Source organism: Acetobacter conturbans, assembly GCF_011516755.1.
GTDB classification, from domain to species: Bacteria; Pseudomonadota; Alphaproteobacteria; order Acetobacterales; family Acetobacteraceae; genus Acetobacter; species Acetobacter conturbans.
The window spans coordinates 65,250-80,261 of the sequence record NZ_WOSY01000003.1 but is presented as its reverse complement, the minus strand read 5'-3'; the positions used below and the strand labels follow the sequence as shown (position 1 = coordinate 80,261).

Sequence of the window (15,012 nt, the reverse complement as noted above, 5' to 3'; positions counted from 1 at the left end):
GCATAACGTCTTACCGGAAAGAGGTTTGCCGCAGGAAATATGTTTTGTGGAAGGGGGTCAGTCCTGAACCTTGAAGCGCTTCGAGGCGTCGAGAAAAACCCTGTTGGCGTCCAGTTCGTGTGACACGACGATCAGATAGGCGATGGCGCGGGTGAGTTCGATACGGGTGGAGATGTTTTCCTCCCGTGCCTCGATCTGACGCAGGATGGCCGTCGCGCGACGCGCCGTTGTCGAGGCTCGGTCATATTTACCGGTGAACTGGCTCATGCGGTTCATGGTCGCCATCAGGACCTGCCGGGCCTGCGCTGGGATCTGCTCGCGGGCCAGCACGTTACGCAGGCGGATGATGTTCAGCCCGATGGTCATGGCCGCCAGCGTACCCTGAAGATAGCCCTCGATGGTGGGGGAAGGCGTCGGCCCGGCGTGGCGGATGACACGGGCGAAGCGGTCGATGTTGCGGGCTGTCCAGGCCTGGGTCAGCGGGATGGGGTCCGCCACAGCAAGGGTGCGGAGGTCCTGCAGCATGGCGCGACGCATCCGCCAGCGTTCGTCAGAGGCGTTGAAAGGCAGCACCAGACGGAAGATGGCGACGGCGAACGCAACGCCGAGCAGCACGGCACCGGTGGAGTTGAACCACTGGACTTCGTTCCAGCGTCCCTGATTCCATGTGTGGACGAAGTTAGGCAGCAGCAGCGTGTAGGCGGCTGCATGGAGCGCGGTGGCGGAATTGCGGGCGGCCAGTCCACCGGCGACCATGGGAATGAACAGGGCGGCGATCAGCATCTCGTATTCCGAGAGGCTCGGGACAACGAGAAACACGAGGAAGAAGGAGACGCCCGCTGCCCAGATGCTGCCCTTGAGGAAGTTGGTCGTGGCGAGGACCGGGTTTTCGCGGGTGGCGAACAGGCCGCAGACCAGTGCGACAAAGGTGACGAAGCCGAGGCCCGTCGGCCATGCCGTGATTTCCCACAGCAATCCGGCGCTGATGGTCGCCACAGCCGCGCGGATGCCATTGTAGCTCGCCTCGCGCCAGTCACGGTGCGATTGCAGGCGGAAACGGAAATGGTCGCCGCGGACGATGGTATGGCTGGCTTCAAACTCCGAAAGGGCCACGTCGAGTTCGGTCAGCAGTTCGTCCAGCGCATTGTGGAGAATACGCTGATCGAGCAGCACGGGAATGCGGGGATCCTTGCCGGTCTGGTCGCCGATCGCGATTTCCTCGGTCAGCGCGTCCACGATCCGCTGACGGCATTCGCTGCGCAGCAGGGCCAGATCGTGGCGAAGGTCCTCGATTTCTTCGTCCGTTTCGAGGCGGGAAGGCACGCCTTCGAGAAAGGTTCGCGTCAGAAGGGCCGTGCGTTCGAAAACGGGTTGGATCTTCTGAAGGGACTGCAGGCGCACGGCCATACCCAAACCGCGTGAAAGCAGCACGGACACGGAGGCCAGAGCAGCGCGGGCATGGTCGCCCTCGTGGCCGTGGGGGCCCATCTCGACTTCGCTGAACTCGATCTGGTCGTTGATGGAGAGCAGGGGACCGAACAGTGAACGGGACTGGACGAGAGCCGCCTGCTGCCCCTCCAGCAGGTTGGCGATAGCCTCCGATACGCTTGAAAGAGCGCTCTTCAGCTTCTGGCGCATGTTGAGCCGCGCTGTTTCGGCCAGATTATGGGCGAACAGGCCGGCGAGGAGCGCCTCGCACACGATGCCGAGCACGATGTAGGTGGCGCGCGACATCGCCACCATGAACACATTGTCCGGGTTTGGAACCGCGCCCAGTGCGATGATGGCGGTGGTATAGCCCGCGAGGACGAGCGCATAGGACCGGAAATTGTGGACGAGCGTTGCCAGCATGCAACACATGCCGAGCCACAGCCCCAGCGCGGGGAAGAATAACCATGGGGACTGCGGGAAAGCCGAAATGAGCGTGATGGACATGATCACGCCGATCGCCGTTCCCACGAGACGCCAGCGGGATTTGGACAGGCTTTCTCCGCGCGAACCCTGCGCGACGATCCAGACGGTCATGGCGGCCCATTGCGGGTCGTCCAGTTCCATCCACATTGCGATGACGAGGGCGAGAAGGGCGGCGCACGAGGTGCGGACAGCAAATCCGAGCGAAGCCGGGCTTGGGGCATACAGCCAGCGAAATGCCTGATTCCGGGACTCCCCCGGGCGCTTTATGGGGCGGAGGTGACTCAGGAACGAGACGCGCTTGAGCACGAAAAGCGGGATACCGGGAAGCGCTGGCACGGTTCTGCCTGGGTCAGAGGACGGACGATTCGACTATGGATAACGGAAGTTCTGCCGCTGTCTTGGGGGGCTGGCCGCATATCTGGCATTTCAATCACGAAATCCTGATTGCCGGGACGAAAGCTCAATTGATAACGCGCTCGTGATCGGTCGCCAATCGGGATGGAATGCGGTAGGATAAATGTCTGCGCTCCCCCGTATTCCGGGGAGAATGCCGGCCATGAACACAAGGAACGAAGCGATGGGATTTTTTGACAGTCTGGTCGATAAGGTCGGTAACGCGATCGGTATGGATCTGCATGCGAAGCTCGGCGAACAGCTTCAGACATTGTTGCAGCCTGACACAATCCAGGCAATTGTCTCGAAGGCCGACGAGGCCGGTCTGGGCGACAAGGTGCGTTCATGGGTCGGCAAGGGCGAGAATCTTCCTGTGACACCGGACGAGATCCGCAACATTCTGGGCAATTCCGAAGTTCAGCAGCTGGTGGCGAAAACAGGTCTTCCGGCGGACACACTGCTCCCGGCTCTGGCGCATTTCCTTCCTGCGGCGATCGACAAGAAGACACCGGAAGGAGAGGCTTGAGACGGCTGGACCAGAAGCGCCGGGACACGCGTCATGACAGTCGGTGAAAGCATAACCCGGATTGATCTCTGGGTTCTCGACCGCGTCTTCCAGCCTCTTGCTGATCGCCTGCCCGAACGCCTGCCTGCGTTCGAACTGGGGATGAGCCTTCTGTTCGGTTCGCTGATGCTGTCCGGTGCCGCGACGGCCGCAATGATCTTCCTTCTGGGAATGGACATGTTCAGCGCGGCCTTCGATGTGCTGATCTGGCTGCTGTGGGTGTCGTTTTATCTGGGCGTAAGCCGGACGCGTCCGCTGATCCGTCGCGGGTTCGTCAACCCGCTGCGCAGCATGTTTCAGGGATTGCGACCGATCTCGCTGGTGTTTTTGGTCTATGCGGCCTGGCAGGGCTCCACGGCGGGCTCCCAATACAGCCTCGCGGCGTGGTTCAACACGCTCGCCAATGCCACGTTCGTCATTGGTGTCTATCTGGTGTCGTGCAACGTGACACCACCGCCGGAACGGGCTTCTGTCTGGAGCAAGACTCTGGCTGGCGCCCCGGACTGACCAGCGTTCCGGATTTGTAAGGCGTCCCGCTGTTCTTCAGGCGGGACGTTATGCTGTCAGTAAGGTTCGGGCCTGTTCAGCGTCCCGGCCGATCTGCGCCTTGAGAGCATCAAGACTTTCAAACTTCTTTTCGCCGCGCAACAGCGAGTGGAGCGCGACAGAAATCGTCTGGCCGTAGAGATCGCCCTCGAAGTCGAAAAGATTGACTTCGAGACGGCTTTCGCTGCCGTCGTTGATCGTCGGGCGGCGTCCTATATTCGCCACTCCGAAATGCGCGCTGCCGTCCGATGTGCGCACCGTCGTGGCATAAACGCCCCGCGCCGGTTCCAGATGGCGTCCCAGCGAGACATTGGCTGTCGGGAACCCGAGCAGCCGCCCGCGCTTGTCGCCATGCTGCACGACACCGCGAATCGACCAGGGACGGCCCAGTTCACTGGCTGCACGCTCCGGATAGCCATCCTGCAGGAGGCGACGGATACGTGAAGACGAATAGGGGCCACCGGCATCGCAAAAGGCGGGGACCAGCGTGAAGCCCATGCCGAGTTCCGTCGCCCGTTCAGCCAGAAAATCCGTGTTGCCGCCGCGCCTGTGCCCGAAAGCGAAATCATGCCCGCAAGCGATGTGCTTCAGGTCAAACGCTCCCTGCAGCACATCATCAATGAACCGCTCGGCTGGCATTTCCGAAAAAGCATCGTCGAATTGAAGCTGGAATATATGCTGCACACCGAGAGCACTGAGCGCCGAGAACCGTTCTTCCGACAGAGTCAGGCGGAAAGGCGGGTCCTGCGGTCGAAAAAGTTCACGGGGATGCGGTTCGAACGTCACCACGGCAAGAGGAGCTTCGGGGCGTGTCTGGTGCAGGGTATGCACCAGATGGGCATGACCGAGATGCACTCCGTCGAAATTGCCGAGTGCAGCCACGGCTCCGCGTGCTTCCGGCGGGATGTTCCGCCAGTCAGTGTGAAGCTGCGCTCTCATGGGTGTGCTGCATCTGTCGGAATCGGGAGGCCGAATTGCCGGGCGACATCCGCCATCGTGTGCGCGACAGGATGGCGGTCGCCCGCAACTGTGCCGTCTTCCGGGCGCACCATCTGGCAGGTGAGCATTCCGGCGGTCTGGGCTGCGTCAAGTTCCGCCACGACATCGGACACGAACAGAACGTCGGTCGCCGTCCAGCGCATGTTCGTGAGGATACGCCGATAGCTGTCAGCCTCCTTTTTGCCGCCCATTTCAAGGTCGAGAAAGGCGCTAAACAGCGGTGTCAGATCCCCGTCTGTGGTGTGGCCATAGATGAGACGCTGAGCGGGAGCGGAACCGGACGAATAGACCGCGAGGGTTAGCCCGGCTTTCTTCCAGTCACGCAGGGCACGGGGCACATCAGGAAACAGATCCGCGACGAGAGCGCCGGAAGCATAGCCTTCGGCCCACGCCATGCCTTGCAGGGCTTTCAGTGGCCCAATCTTGGCATCCTCATCCATCCACGCCATCAAACGGTCGAGCGGGTCCATGTCAGGCGCAAGCGTGCGGGTTTCTTCAATCGCGCTGCGCACAGCGGGTTCATCCGCGCGATCCCGGATCAGGGCCGGGAGCGCCGTGCAGGCATAGGGGAAAAGAACCTTGTGGACGAAAGCGACGGGAAGGGTGGTGCCTTCAATGTCGAGCAGGATGACGGACGGAGAAGAGGTCATGCTGTTGGTCACGCGATTTGGGCCGGAAAGCGAAGAGCGATGTCGTCGCCGGTATAGTCGGCGACCCAGCCTTCTTTGTGGGTGAAGATGCGGAGAGCCACGACGTCGGGTGTTTCTCCGGCATCGAACCAGTGCGGAGTCCCGGTGGGGACGGAAATCAGGTCGCCCTGTGTGCAGCCGATGTCATAGACCTTCCCATCCACATGCAGGACAAAATGGCCGCTGCCATGGACGAAAAAACGGACTTCATCTTCGGAATGAATGTGTTCGGACAGAAATTTCTCACGCAGGGCATCGCGGTTGGGCGTGTTGACGTCGATGCTGATCACATCGGCGGAGCCCGCCCCTGTCTCACCCATCAGCCTGTCGAGATAGGGGCGATAGCGCGTCAGAACTGCTTCCTGCCCGGCGTTGCGCACCGGAGGCTCGACATCGTTCCAGCGTTCGAAGCGTACATTGAGCGGCTTCAGGCGTTCGGCGATGGTTCCGGCATCCTGCGTGGAAAATTCCGGCTGCCGGGGATGGGCGTCGTCATAAATCGCGAGGCTGCTCATCTTCACATTCCCTGAAATGAGGGGCTGAGCTTCAGTCGCTCAAGTTCGCAGGCCAGGAGGAATTCCAGCCCTTCGAGCCGCGCCAGAGCTGTGTCCATATCCGGACCCCAGACATACACGCCGTGGCCCTGAATGATGTAACCGGCTTTCATCTCGTCAAGGAACAGTGAGACACTCCGGGCAAGGCGTGCGATGTCCTGATCGTTGGAAAAGATCGGCACGGCCACACGGGTCGCGTGCGTCGACTGCCCCTCGAAGACTTTCAGCACTTCGTAATCCGCCAGATAAAGAGCGCGCTCCTTGGTCCGCATCGACAGAACGGTGGCGGCAATGGAGTGACCATGCAGCACCGCACCCGTATGCGGAAAGTGGGCATAAATCTGGCAGTGAAGCAGGGTCTCGGCGCTGGGACGATCACCCGGCAGCAGAGGATTGCCCGTCAGATCGATTTCAATGACGCCTTCAGGAGTCAGAAAGCCCTTGTGACCGCCGGAGCGGGTCACGGCGATGCGACCGTCCGCCAGCCGGACGCTGATATTACCGGCAGTGGCCGGAACCCAGCCTCTCTGATCCATCCGTTCGCCAGCGCGTATGATCTGCGTGACGGCAGTTTTCCACGCGCCGTCCTGTGCACTGGAAACGGATATCAGCTGTTCAGTCATATGTTCCGGTGTCCCGAGGCCGGACGCAGAGGCGTCCGGTCGCTGTCAGTGCGTATTCGTGCCGTTGGAAGCCGGCGTGGTCGGACGCACTTCGGACTGGAAGTTCGCCGGTGTGGCCGGAGGTGGGGAAATCCGGCTGTCCGCCGCCGAGCCATGCTCCATCGACTCATCGTCTTCCATGTTGCGTTTGAAAGATTTGATGCCTTTGGCAAAATCACCCATCAGCGTGCTGATCTTGCCGCTACCGCCGAACACGATCAGGACCACCGCCAGAACGATCAGCCAGTGCCAGATACTCAAGCTACCCATTGTGTCGACTCCTCATCCTGACCGTCGTGCGACAGCGAGGCGCGGACGGGGCAGTGATGCTGCGGTTATGCGTTTCCTAGAGGGGACATGGCTGCCCCTGAGCGTTCATGCAAGCGCCTGAGCTGATATTTACACGTCAGCGTGCCGGAACGCCAATAAGCTCTTAGGCGGATTTACGATATCCAGCCGTCCGGCGGTCCGGGAAGGATGAAGCCATAGGTGGGATAGACCGTCCGACCCATTGTGTCCGTTGGTGACCACCAGACGCGCACACGGGTCCAGTCGTTGCGAGGGGAGACATCCACCACAGGCACCGCATGGTCGATGCGACCGGGGTTCCAGTTGGCCTGATCCACGAGAATCGCCCGCGAGTCCCTCACAGAGCGCACGACCGAGACATGTCCGTCCGGCAGGCGGGACGTGGAGCGGAACACGAGCACCGCTCCCGGAGCAGGGTGGGCGGCGCGTCCATATTTCCCTTCCGCACCCTGCCACCATGAGGCGGCAGCACCGCGAAGCGCGATAGCGGAATGTTCTCTTGCCCAGGGGGCGCATTGCAGTCTGCCATGCCAGCTGCGCCCGGTGCCGCCCCCTCCGCATCCGATGAGTGCGAGGAGTGGGAGAAAAAGTGCGTAACGTGCACAGTGAAAGAGGGGCTTTCCGGGCAGGCGCGACATTACAGGTTGGCTTTCAACGTGAAAATGCGGGTCTCTGCTTCCTCCGGATCCATGCTGAGGGCTTTTTCCGCGACAGTGTGGGAAAAACCGGCGCGGGCGAAGGCGCTGTAAATCCGGATTTCGTCTTCGGGGGGCATGTCAGCACTCTCTGTGTCCCGCCGGAAAGGCCCCGCCCTGCGTTTGCGGGCGAAAATCAGTGCGGCAGCAAGCTCTGCATCCCGGGCCGCGTCATCGTCCCCGAGTGCCTCTTCCATCGCCTGCGTCGCCTCGTCGGGGGCGATCCCCTTGGCGGCAAGCTGGGCCTGCACCGCACGACGTGAACGGCCGCTGCGCGTCAGTCGGGCGGCACGGGATTTGGCAAAGGCCTGATCATTCACCGCGCCGAGTTCGACCATTTCGTGGGCGATTTCTCCGGCAAGGGGGCGAATCCGGTTCACTGTCTCGGTGACGGTCGTGGAGTCCTGCCCGTCTTCGGCGGCCCGTCTGCCCCAGCGGGTAATCCGACGTTCCAGAACTTGGGCAAGCCCACGTTCCGTCGCTGCGAAACGCGCGATATGAGCTTCGGCTGCTGCACGAAGTGAGGCCCGGTCAGGGGGAGGCCCAACCGGTCGGGGGGGATTGTCCGGGCGTCGCGGCATGGATTTTGACATATCACGGGCGTAATCCTGATGTAATGGCTCTGTTCCTGAGGGCCATCAGGCGTGCTCGCGGACTTGACGCCAGACGGAACCCGGCGTATGGCCCCCGCTCCTACGGAACGCGGGAGAGTCGTTCGTGCGCTTCATGGCGTGCAGAAGGTCTCGCAGGAACCGCGGTTCGGGTTCAACATTTAAGGAGTCCCGGATATGGCCAAAAAGATCGTTGGCTACATCAAGCTGCAGATTCCCGCGGGTAAGGCGAATCCGTCTCCGCCGGTCGGTCCCGCTCTCGGTCAGCGTGGCCTGAACATCATGGAATTCTGCAAGGCGTTCAACGCCAAGACGCAGGGCATGGAGCCCGGCATGCCGATTCCGGTGGTCATCACCGCGTATGCCGATCGTACATTCAGCTTCATCACCAAGACCCCGCCGAACACCTACTTCCTGTTGAAGGCCGCCAAGGTCTCCAAGGGTAGCCAGACGGTCGGCAAGTCTGCCGCTGTGGGCAAGGTGACGATGGCGCAGCTGCGCGAGATTGCCGAGGTGAAGCAGAAAGATATGAACGCCAACGACCTTGATGGCGCCGTTCGTATGCTGATCGGTTCCGCCCGCTCGATGGGCCTGCAGGTTGAGGAGGGCTGAGATCATGGCAAAGAACAAGCGTCTGACCGCTGCCCGCGCCGCTGTTGACAGCGTGAAGCAGTATGCTCTCGATGAAGCTCTGGCCCTCGTGAAGAACAATGCGAAAGCGAAGTTCGACGAGACCGTTGAGATCTCTCTGAACCTCGGCATTGATCCCCGTCACGCTGACCAGATGGTCCGTGGTCTGCTCTCCCTGCCGAATGGCACGGGCAAGACCCTGCGCGTGGGTGTGTTCGCTCGTGGCGCGAAGGCTGAGGAAGCTCAGGCAGCCGGTGCCGATGTGATCGGCGCCGAAGATCTGATGGCGAAGGTGCAGGCTGGCGAAATCAATTTCGACCGCTGCATTGCCACCCCGGACATGATGGGCCTCGTCGGTCGTCTCGGTAAGGTGCTCGGCCCGCGTGGCCTGATGCCGAACCCGAAGCTCGGTACCGTGACGATGGACGTCAAGGGTGCTGTCGAAGCCGCGAAATCCGGTCAGGTCGAATATCGCGCCGAGAAGGCTGGTATCATCCATGCCGGTATCGGCAAGGCGTCTTTCGATACGGACAAGCTGGTTGAGAACATCCGTGCATTCGTCGATGCCGTTCAGAAGGCTCGCCCGACCGGTGCGAAGGGAACCTACCTGAAGAAGGTGGCGCTTTCCTCGACGATGGGTCCGGGTGTGCGCGTTGACGTCGCTGCTTTCGGTAGCTGACGCAAAAGAATGACACCGGAAGATTTCGATCTTCCGGTTTTCTAGGGCGGCGTCATTTGCGTCGTCCGATCCTGTCCAAGACCGGGCGTGGCTGAAAGCTCTAAGGTGATGCGGGGAAACCGGCATCGCGCGACCGGAAGACGAGGATGCTGGTTATGTGGATTTCGATCCGCTTCCCGCGTTTCGTGACATGGACAGGCGAACCGGATTGTCAGTTTCTCTGGCAGTCCTTGGGTAACCGACTTATGCGCTGCGGCGCATGAGTTAAGACGGAGACGGGATGTGAACCGTACGGAGAAGCGCGAATTTGTCGCCTCCCTCGCGTCCGTGTTCGCGGATACGTCGATGGTGGTTGTCACCCGTAATGACGGGCTGACGGTTGCTGATGTGACGGATCTGCGACGCAAGGTGCGCGCGGCGGGTGCGACTTACAAGGTCGCGAAGAACCGGCTGGCCACTCTCGCCCTGGATGGGACCCGATTCGACGGCATTGCGCCGCTGCTGAAGGGACCGACCGCGTTGTCGTGGTCGGCCGACCCTGTAGCTGTGGCGAAAGTGCTCGTCGAGTTCGCCAAGACCAATGACAAGCTGGTGGTGCTCGGTGGCGCCCTTGGGACCCAGACGCTCGACGTCAACGGGATCAAGGCGCTCGCTGAGCTGCCGTCGCTGGATACGCTTCGTGCGCAGTTCGTGGGGCTCATCTCGACGCCCGCGACACGCATTGCAGGCGTTCTTCAGGCGCCGGCCGGCCAGCTTGCTCGGGTCTTTGGTGCCTATGCCAAGACGGGCGAGGCGGACGCAGCCTGACGCGTATCCCCGCAAGGGGAAAGAAAATGCGCGCGACCCGTCTGTTGCGGGTTGTGCATTTATAACCAGTATCTATATTAGGAAGACCAACCATGGCCGATCTGAACAAGCTTGTTGACGAGCTGTCCGCTCTTACGGTCCTTGAGGCTGCTGAGCTTTCAAAGCTTCTTGAAGAGAAGTGGGGCGTTTCTGCTGCTGCTCCTGTTGCTGCCGCTGCTGCTCCGGCTGCTGCTGCTGCTCCGGCTGAAGAGCAGACCGAATTCACCGTTATCCTCGCTGCCGCTGGCGAAAAGAAGATCAACGTGATTAAGGAAATCCGCACGATCACGGGTCTGGGCCTGAAAGAAGCCAAGGATCTCGTTGAGGGTGCTCCGAAGACCGTTAAGGAAGGCGCCAGCAAGGACGAAGCCGCGAAGATCAAGAAGGCGCTGGAAGACAACGGTGCAAAAGTCGAGATCAAATAAGTTCCCGATCTTCGGGCGATGCCTTCGGGCGTCGTGACTGTTTTTGATTTGGTTCTGGGCGGAGACTGCTTGTGGTCTCCGCCTGTTCGTCTGTAGTGCTCTCTGAATCTTGAGTGGCGCTACAGTAGTCTGTGGGCAGGTGGCGTGTCGGTGACGATACGTTCCGCAGGCGATGCATTAAAGGCCGGACCGTCTGGCCGCCCTGGCTCTTTGGTGGAGCGGGGTGGCCGGATGGTCCGACGGCAAGGACGAGGCAGGATAGACATGAACGCAATCACCAAATCGTTCACTGGGCGTAAGAGGATCCGCAAGAGTTTCGGGCGGATTCCCGAAGTTGCGCCGATGCCTAACCTCATTGATGTTCAGCGCTCCTCTTATGAGGCGTTTCTCCAGGCGAACGTGTCGCCTGATGCGCGGACTCAGACGGGTCTGCAGGAAGTTTTCCGCTCGGTTTTCCCGATCAATGATTTCGCGGGTCGCGGTCGCCTTGAGTTCGTTCAGTACGAGTTTGAAGAGCCTAAGTACGATGTGGAAGAGTGCATCCAGCGTGGCCTCACTTATGCGGCGCCGCTGAAGGTCATTCTTCGTCTGATCGTCTGGGATGTCGATGAGGATACGGGCTCGCGCTCAATCCGCGACATCAAGGAGCAGCCTGTCTATATGGGCGACATGCCCCTGATGACGGGTAACGGCACCTTCATCGTCAATGGCACCGAGCGTGTGATCGTCAGCCAGATGCACCGCTCGCCGGGTGTCTTTTTCGATCATGACAAAGGCAAGACTCACTCTTCGGGCAAGTATCTGTTCTCTGCCCGTGTGATCCCCTATCGCGGCTCATGGCTCGACTTTGAATTCGATGCGAAAGACCTGATTTACGTCCGCATCGACCGCAAGCGTAAGCTGCCTGTCACGACCCTGCTCTATGCTCTGGAGGGTATGCATTCCGAAGCTGCCCGCAAGCAGAAGGCGGAAGAGGGTGGTGATGTCGACTCGATGGACATCCGCGGCATGGATGCTGATGAGATCCTTGGTCGCTTTTACGGCACCGTTGTGTTCGTCAAGACAGCCAAGGGCTGGGCGCGTCCTTTCGACGCCGAAGCTTTCCGTGGACAGAAGCTTCTGTCCGACATGGTTGATGCCGAAAGCGGGGAAGTGGTCGCCACAGCCGACACAAAGCTGACGGCGCGCATGGTTCGCAAGATCGCCGAGACCACCAAGGAAGTGCTGGTCAGCGAAGTTGAACTGCTTGGTCGCTTCCTTGCGCACGACATGGTCAACACCGACACGGGTGAAATCTACGGTGAGGCCGGTGAAGAGCTGACGGAAGCCCGTCTGCAGGCGCTGGAAGAAGCTGGTATTTCGGAGCTGCCGACGCTGGCTGTCGATCAGTCGAACGGCCCGTGGATCCGCAACACCATGACGGTGGACAAGAACAGCAGCCGAGACGAGGCGCTGATCGACATTTACCGCGTCATGCGTCCGGGCGAGCCACCGACCGCCGAGACGGCGGAATCCATGTTCCGCAGCCTGTTCTTCGATCCTGATCGTTATGACCTGTCTGCTGTTGGTCGCGTGAAGATGAACATGCGTCTGGGCCTTGAGTGCCCGGATACGGTGCGTGTTCTCCGCAAGGATGACATCCTGCGTACCATCAAGGTCATGTGCGACCTGAAAGATGGCCGCGGACAGATCGACGACATCGATAATCTTGGCAACCGTCGCGTTCGCTCCGTCGGCGAGCTGATGGAGAACCAGTACCGGATCGGGCTGCTTCGCATGGAGCGCGCCATTCGTGAGCGTATGGGGTCTGTCGATATCGACACCGTCATGCCGCACGATCTGATCAACGCGAAGCCGGCTGCTGCTGCGGTTCGCGAGTTCTTCGGCTCCTCGCAGCTCTCCCAGTTCATGGATCAGACGAACCCGCTGTCGGAAGTCACGCATAAGCGTCGTCTCTCGGCGCTTGGCCCGGGCGGTCTGACACGTGAGCGCGCTGGCTTTGAAGTGCGTGACGTTCACCCGACGCATTATGGTCGTATCTGCCCGATTGAGACGCCTGAAGGTCCGAACATCGGCCTGATCAACTCGCTGGCGACCTATGCGAAAGTGAACAAGTACGGCTTCATCGAAACACCTTACCGCCTCGTAAAGGACGGTAAGCTTCAGGAAGGCTGGAAATACCTTTCCGCGATGGAAGAGGAGCGTCTCGTCGTTGCTCAGGCCGACGCGGAGCAGGACAAGGACGGCACGCTGACGGGTGAGCTGGTCTCGGTTCGTCGTGGCGGTGACTTCCGGCAGGTGCTCCCAACCGATGTGACGGCGTGTGACGTTTCGCCCAAGCAGCTCGTGTCTGTCGCCGCGGCGCTGATTCCGTTCCTTGAGAACGATGACGCCAACCGTGCGCTCATGGGATCGAACATGCAGCGTCAGGCCGTGCCGCTGGTGCAGTCTGATGCACCGCTTGTCGGCACCGGCATGGAAGCGGCTGTGGCACATGACTCAGGCGCCACCATCGTCGCCCGTCGCAACGGCGTGATCGATCAGATCGACGGTGCGCGCATCGTTGTTCGTGCGACGGATGCGAATGGCGCCACGCAGGGTGTCGATACGTATCGACTGCGCAAATACTCACGCTCCAACCAGTCCACCTGCATCAATCAGCGTCCGCTGGTTCGCGTGGGTGACAGGGTTGCTGCGGGTGACATTATCGCTGATGGTCCGTCCACGGAGCTCGGTGAACTGGCTCTGGGTCGTAACGTGCTCGTCGCGTTCATGCCCTGGAACGGTTACAACTTCGAAGATTCCATTCTTATTTCCGAGCGTATCGCCCGCGATGACGTGTTCACTTCGATCCATATCGAAGAGTTCGAGGTCATGGCCCGTGATACGAAGCTGGGCCAGGAAGAGATCACCCGTGACATTCCCAATGTCGGCGAGGAAGCCCTGCGCAACCTCGATGAAGCCGGTATTGTTTATGTCGGTGCGGAAGTGAATCCGGGCGACATTCTGATCGGCAAGGTGACGCCTAAGGGTGAAAGCCCGATGACGCCGGAAGAGAAGCTCCTCCGCGCCATCTTCGGGGAAAAAGCATCCGACGTGCGTGATACGTCGCTGCGTCTGCCGCCTGGAACGACGGGCACTATTGTTGACGTTCGTGTCTTCTCCCGTCGGGGTGTCGACAAGGATGAGCGCGCGATGGCGATCGAACGTTCCGAGATCGAGCGTCTTGCGAAGGATCGGGATGACGAACGCTCCATTCAGGAACGTGCGTTCTACAACCGGGTTAGCGAGCATCTGCTGGGTCAGACAGCGGGCGCCGGTTTCAAGGGCCTCAAGTCCGGTACGCCGATCACAGAAGAAGTGCTTGCGGAAATCCCGCGTGGCGCTTGGCGTAACGTCACGGTGTCGTCTGATTCGGTCATGGCTGAGCTGGAAACGCTGCGTCGGGAGTTCGATGCAGCGGTCCAGAAGATTCAGGCGCGTTTTGACAGCAAGGTCGAGAAGCTCCAGCGCGGTGATGAACTGCCGCCGGGCGTGATGAAGATGGTCAAGGTGTTCGTGGCGGTGAAGCGCAAGCTTCAGCCGGGCGACAAGATGGCCGGTCGTCACGGCAACAAGGGTGTCGTTTCCCGTGTTGTCCCCGTCGAAGACATGCCGTTCCTTGAAGATGGCACTTCCGTCGATATCGTGCTGAACCCGCTGGGCGTTCCGTCACGTATGAATGTCGGTCAGATTCTCGAAACCCATCTGGGCTGGGCCTGTGCCAACATCGGTCGTCGTATCGGTAATCTTGTCGATGACTATCAGCGTGATGGCGAAAAGAAGCAGGCACTCCTTGAGGAACTGAAGGACGTGTATGGCGACGAGGTCTTCAACGCCGACATCGCCGACATGACTCATGACGAACTGGTCGAGTTGTCCAACAACCTTCGCAAGGGCGTGCCGATCGCGACGCCGGTGTTCGACGGTGCGTCGATCCCCGACATCGAGAACATGCTTGAGAAAGCGGGAGTGGATCGCTCCGGTCAGTCGCAGCTCATCGACGGACGCACAGGCGAACTGTTCGAGCGCAAGACCACCGTCGGCTACATCTACATGCTGAAGCTGCACCATCTTGTTGATGACAAGATCCATGCCCGTTCGATTGGTCCTTACTCGCTTGTTACCCAGCAGCCGCTGGGTGGTAAGGCGCAGTTCGGTGGTCAGCGCTTCGGTGAAATGGAAGTGTGGGCGCTGGAAGCCTATGGCGCGGCCTACACCCTGCAGGAAATGCTGACGGTCAAGTCCGATGACGTGTCGGGTCGTACCAAGGTCTACGAGTCCATCGTGCGCGAGCAGGATGATTTCGAAGCCGGTATCCCGGAGAGCTTCAACGTTCTGATCAAGGAACTGAAGTCGCTTGGCCTGAATGTTGATCTGGAAAGCAGCGGTGACTGATTTTTCAAAGACCCTTGTCGGGGGATGCAAGTCCCCCGACGTTGACGTGATTTCAATG

Annotated in this window: 15 protein-coding genes; 7 read left to right on the top strand and 8 right to left on the bottom strand. The window is 60.4% G+C overall.

Going from position 1 to position 15,012, the window contains the following annotated elements; translation table 11 throughout:
- Nucleotides 1-57: 57 nt before the first annotated feature.
- Nucleotides 58-2,250, bottom strand: a complete 2,193-nt coding sequence (locus tag GOB81_RS03925) for an FUSC family protein (protein WP_173569076.1) — start codon at nucleotides 2,248-2,250, stop codon at nucleotides 58-60.
- A 220-nt stretch (nucleotides 2,251-2,470) separates the two neighbouring features.
- On the opposite strand from GOB81_RS03925, the gene GOB81_RS03920 reads away from it, so the two are divergent.
- Both GOB81_RS03920 and GOB81_RS03915 read left to right on the top strand, forming a co-directional pair.
- A complete protein-coding gene (locus tag GOB81_RS03920) occupies nucleotides 2,471-2,833 on the top strand; it encodes a YidB family protein (protein ID WP_242010037.1) in 363 nt (120 codons plus the stop codon).
- Nucleotides 2,834-2,866: 33 nt separating this feature from the next.
- The gene (locus GOB81_RS03915) at nucleotides 2,867-3,379 is read left to right on the top strand and encodes a hypothetical protein (RefSeq protein WP_173569075.1); all 513 of its coding nucleotides are present in this window, start codon (nucleotides 2,867-2,869) and stop codon (nucleotides 3,377-3,379) included.
- 48 nt (nucleotides 3,380-3,427) lie between these two features.
- Here GOB81_RS03915 and GOB81_RS03910 read toward each other — a convergent pair whose 3' ends face one another.
- The 7 genes from GOB81_RS03910 to GOB81_RS03880 form a co-directional block, all read right to left on the bottom strand.
- Nucleotides 3,428-4,357 carry a bifunctional riboflavin kinase/FAD synthetase gene (locus GOB81_RS03910; RefSeq protein ID WP_173569074.1) on the bottom strand — a complete coding sequence of 310 codons (930 nt, stop codon included), beginning with the start codon at nucleotides 4,355-4,357 and terminating at the stop codon, nucleotides 3,428-3,430.
- Nucleotides 4,354-5,067, bottom strand: coding sequence for an acireductone synthase (gene mtnC / locus GOB81_RS03905; protein WP_173569073.1), 714 nt, complete (start codon nucleotides 5,065-5,067; stop codon nucleotides 4,354-4,356). Before mtnC ends, GOB81_RS03910 begins: the two co-directional genes overlap by 4 nt.
- A gap of 8 nt (nucleotides 5,068-5,075) precedes the next feature.
- Entirely contained in the window at nucleotides 5,076-5,621 is a 546-nt protein-coding gene (locus tag GOB81_RS03900) for a 1,2-dihydroxy-3-keto-5-methylthiopentene dioxygenase (RefSeq protein WP_173569072.1), read from the bottom strand.
- A 2-nt stretch (nucleotides 5,622-5,623) separates the two neighbouring features.
- Nucleotides 5,624-6,283 carry a methylthioribulose 1-phosphate dehydratase gene (locus GOB81_RS03895; RefSeq protein WP_173569071.1) on the bottom strand — a complete coding sequence of 220 codons (660 nt, stop codon included), beginning with the start codon at nucleotides 6,281-6,283 and terminating at the stop codon, nucleotides 5,624-5,626.
- A 45-nt stretch (nucleotides 6,284-6,328) separates the two neighbouring features.
- Nucleotides 6,329-6,592, bottom strand: coding sequence for a twin-arginine translocase TatA/TatE family subunit (locus GOB81_RS03890; RefSeq protein WP_173569070.1), 264 nt, complete (start codon nucleotides 6,590-6,592; stop codon nucleotides 6,329-6,331).
- A 173-nt stretch (nucleotides 6,593-6,765) separates the two neighbouring features.
- A complete protein-coding gene (locus tag GOB81_RS03885) occupies nucleotides 6,766-7,269 on the bottom strand; it encodes a CHAP domain-containing protein (RefSeq protein WP_173569069.1) in 504 nt (167 codons plus the stop codon).
- Nucleotides 7,269-7,919 carry a regulatory protein RecX gene (locus tag GOB81_RS03880; RefSeq protein ID WP_242010036.1) on the bottom strand — a complete coding sequence of 217 codons (651 nt, stop codon included), beginning with the start codon at nucleotides 7,917-7,919 and terminating at the stop codon, nucleotides 7,269-7,271. The genes GOB81_RS03885 and GOB81_RS03880 overlap by 1 nt, the downstream gene beginning before the upstream one ends.
- Before the next feature lie 195 nt (nucleotides 7,920-8,114).
- Here GOB81_RS03880 and rplK point away from each other — a divergent pair, with 195 nt between their 5' ends.
- From rplK to rpoB, 5 genes are all read left to right on the top strand, one after another.
- The gene (gene rplK / locus GOB81_RS03875; protein ID WP_173569068.1) at nucleotides 8,115-8,549 is read left to right on the top strand and encodes a 50S ribosomal protein L11; all 435 of its coding nucleotides are present in this window, start codon (nucleotides 8,115-8,117) and stop codon (nucleotides 8,547-8,549) included.
- 4 nt (nucleotides 8,550-8,553) lie between these two features.
- Nucleotides 8,554-9,246 (top strand): 50S ribosomal protein L1, encoded by a 693-nt coding sequence (gene rplA / locus GOB81_RS03870; RefSeq protein WP_173569067.1) that lies wholly within the window; start codon nucleotides 8,554-8,556, stop codon nucleotides 9,244-9,246.
- A gap of 282 nt (nucleotides 9,247-9,528) precedes the next feature.
- Nucleotides 9,529-10,053, top strand: a complete 525-nt coding sequence (rplJ, locus tag GOB81_RS03865; RefSeq protein ID WP_173569066.1) for a 50S ribosomal protein L10 — start codon at nucleotides 9,529-9,531, stop codon at nucleotides 10,051-10,053.
- Nucleotides 10,054-10,145: 92 nt separating this feature from the next.
- On the top strand, nucleotides 10,146-10,517 hold the full coding sequence (gene rplL / locus GOB81_RS03860) for a 50S ribosomal protein L7/L12 (RefSeq protein WP_173569065.1): 372 nt from the start codon (nucleotides 10,146-10,148) through the stop codon (nucleotides 10,515-10,517).
- Between the two features lie 264 nt (nucleotides 10,518-10,781).
- Entirely contained in the window at nucleotides 10,782-14,954 is a 4,173-nt protein-coding gene (gene rpoB / locus GOB81_RS03855; protein ID WP_173569064.1) for a DNA-directed RNA polymerase subunit beta, read from the top strand.
- Nucleotides 14,955-15,012 lie beyond the last annotated feature (58 nt).

What these genes read in the sequence shown, in the direction of transcription:
- GOB81_RS03920 (WP_242010037.1), top strand. Translation starts at nt 2,471, where the DNA reads ATGAACACAAGGAACGAAGCGATGGGATTTTTTGACAGTCTGGTCGAT.
- GOB81_RS03915 (WP_173569075.1), top strand. Translation starts at nt 2,867, where the DNA reads ATGACAGTCGGTGAAAGCATAACCCGGATTGATCTCTGGGTTCTCGAC.
- GOB81_RS03910 (WP_173569074.1), bottom strand. Translation starts at nt 4,357, where the DNA reads ATGAGAGCGCAGCTTCACACTGACTGGCGGAACATCCCGCCGGAAGCA.
- mtnC (WP_173569073.1), bottom strand. Translation starts at nt 5,067, where the DNA reads ATGACCTCTTCTCCGTCCGTCATCCTGCTCGACATTGAAGGCACCACC.
- GOB81_RS03900 (WP_173569072.1), bottom strand. Translation starts at nt 5,621, where the DNA reads ATGAGCAGCCTCGCGATTTATGACGACGCCCATCCCCGGCAGCCGGAA.
- GOB81_RS03895 (WP_173569071.1), bottom strand. Translation starts at nt 6,283, where the DNA reads ATGACTGAACAGCTGATATCCGTTTCCAGTGCACAGGACGGCGCGTGG.
- GOB81_RS03890 (WP_173569070.1), bottom strand. Translation starts at nt 6,592, where the DNA reads ATGGGTAGCTTGAGTATCTGGCACTGGCTGATCGTTCTGGCGGTGGTC.
- GOB81_RS03885 (WP_173569069.1), bottom strand. Translation starts at nt 7,269, where the DNA reads ATGTCGCGCCTGCCCGGAAAGCCCCTCTTTCACTGTGCACGTTACGCA.
- GOB81_RS03880 (WP_242010036.1), bottom strand. Translation starts at nt 7,919, where the DNA reads ATGTCAAAATCCATGCCGCGACGCCCGGACAATCCCCCCCGACCGGTT.
- rplK (WP_173569068.1), top strand. Translation starts at nt 8,115, where the DNA reads ATGGCCAAAAAGATCGTTGGCTACATCAAGCTGCAGATTCCCGCGGGT.
- rplA (WP_173569067.1), top strand. Translation starts at nt 8,554, where the DNA reads ATGGCAAAGAACAAGCGTCTGACCGCTGCCCGCGCCGCTGTTGACAGC.
- rplL (WP_173569065.1), top strand. Translation starts at nt 10,146, where the DNA reads ATGGCCGATCTGAACAAGCTTGTTGACGAGCTGTCCGCTCTTACGGTC.
- rpoB (WP_173569064.1), top strand. Translation starts at nt 10,782, where the DNA reads ATGAACGCAATCACCAAATCGTTCACTGGGCGTAAGAGGATCCGCAAG.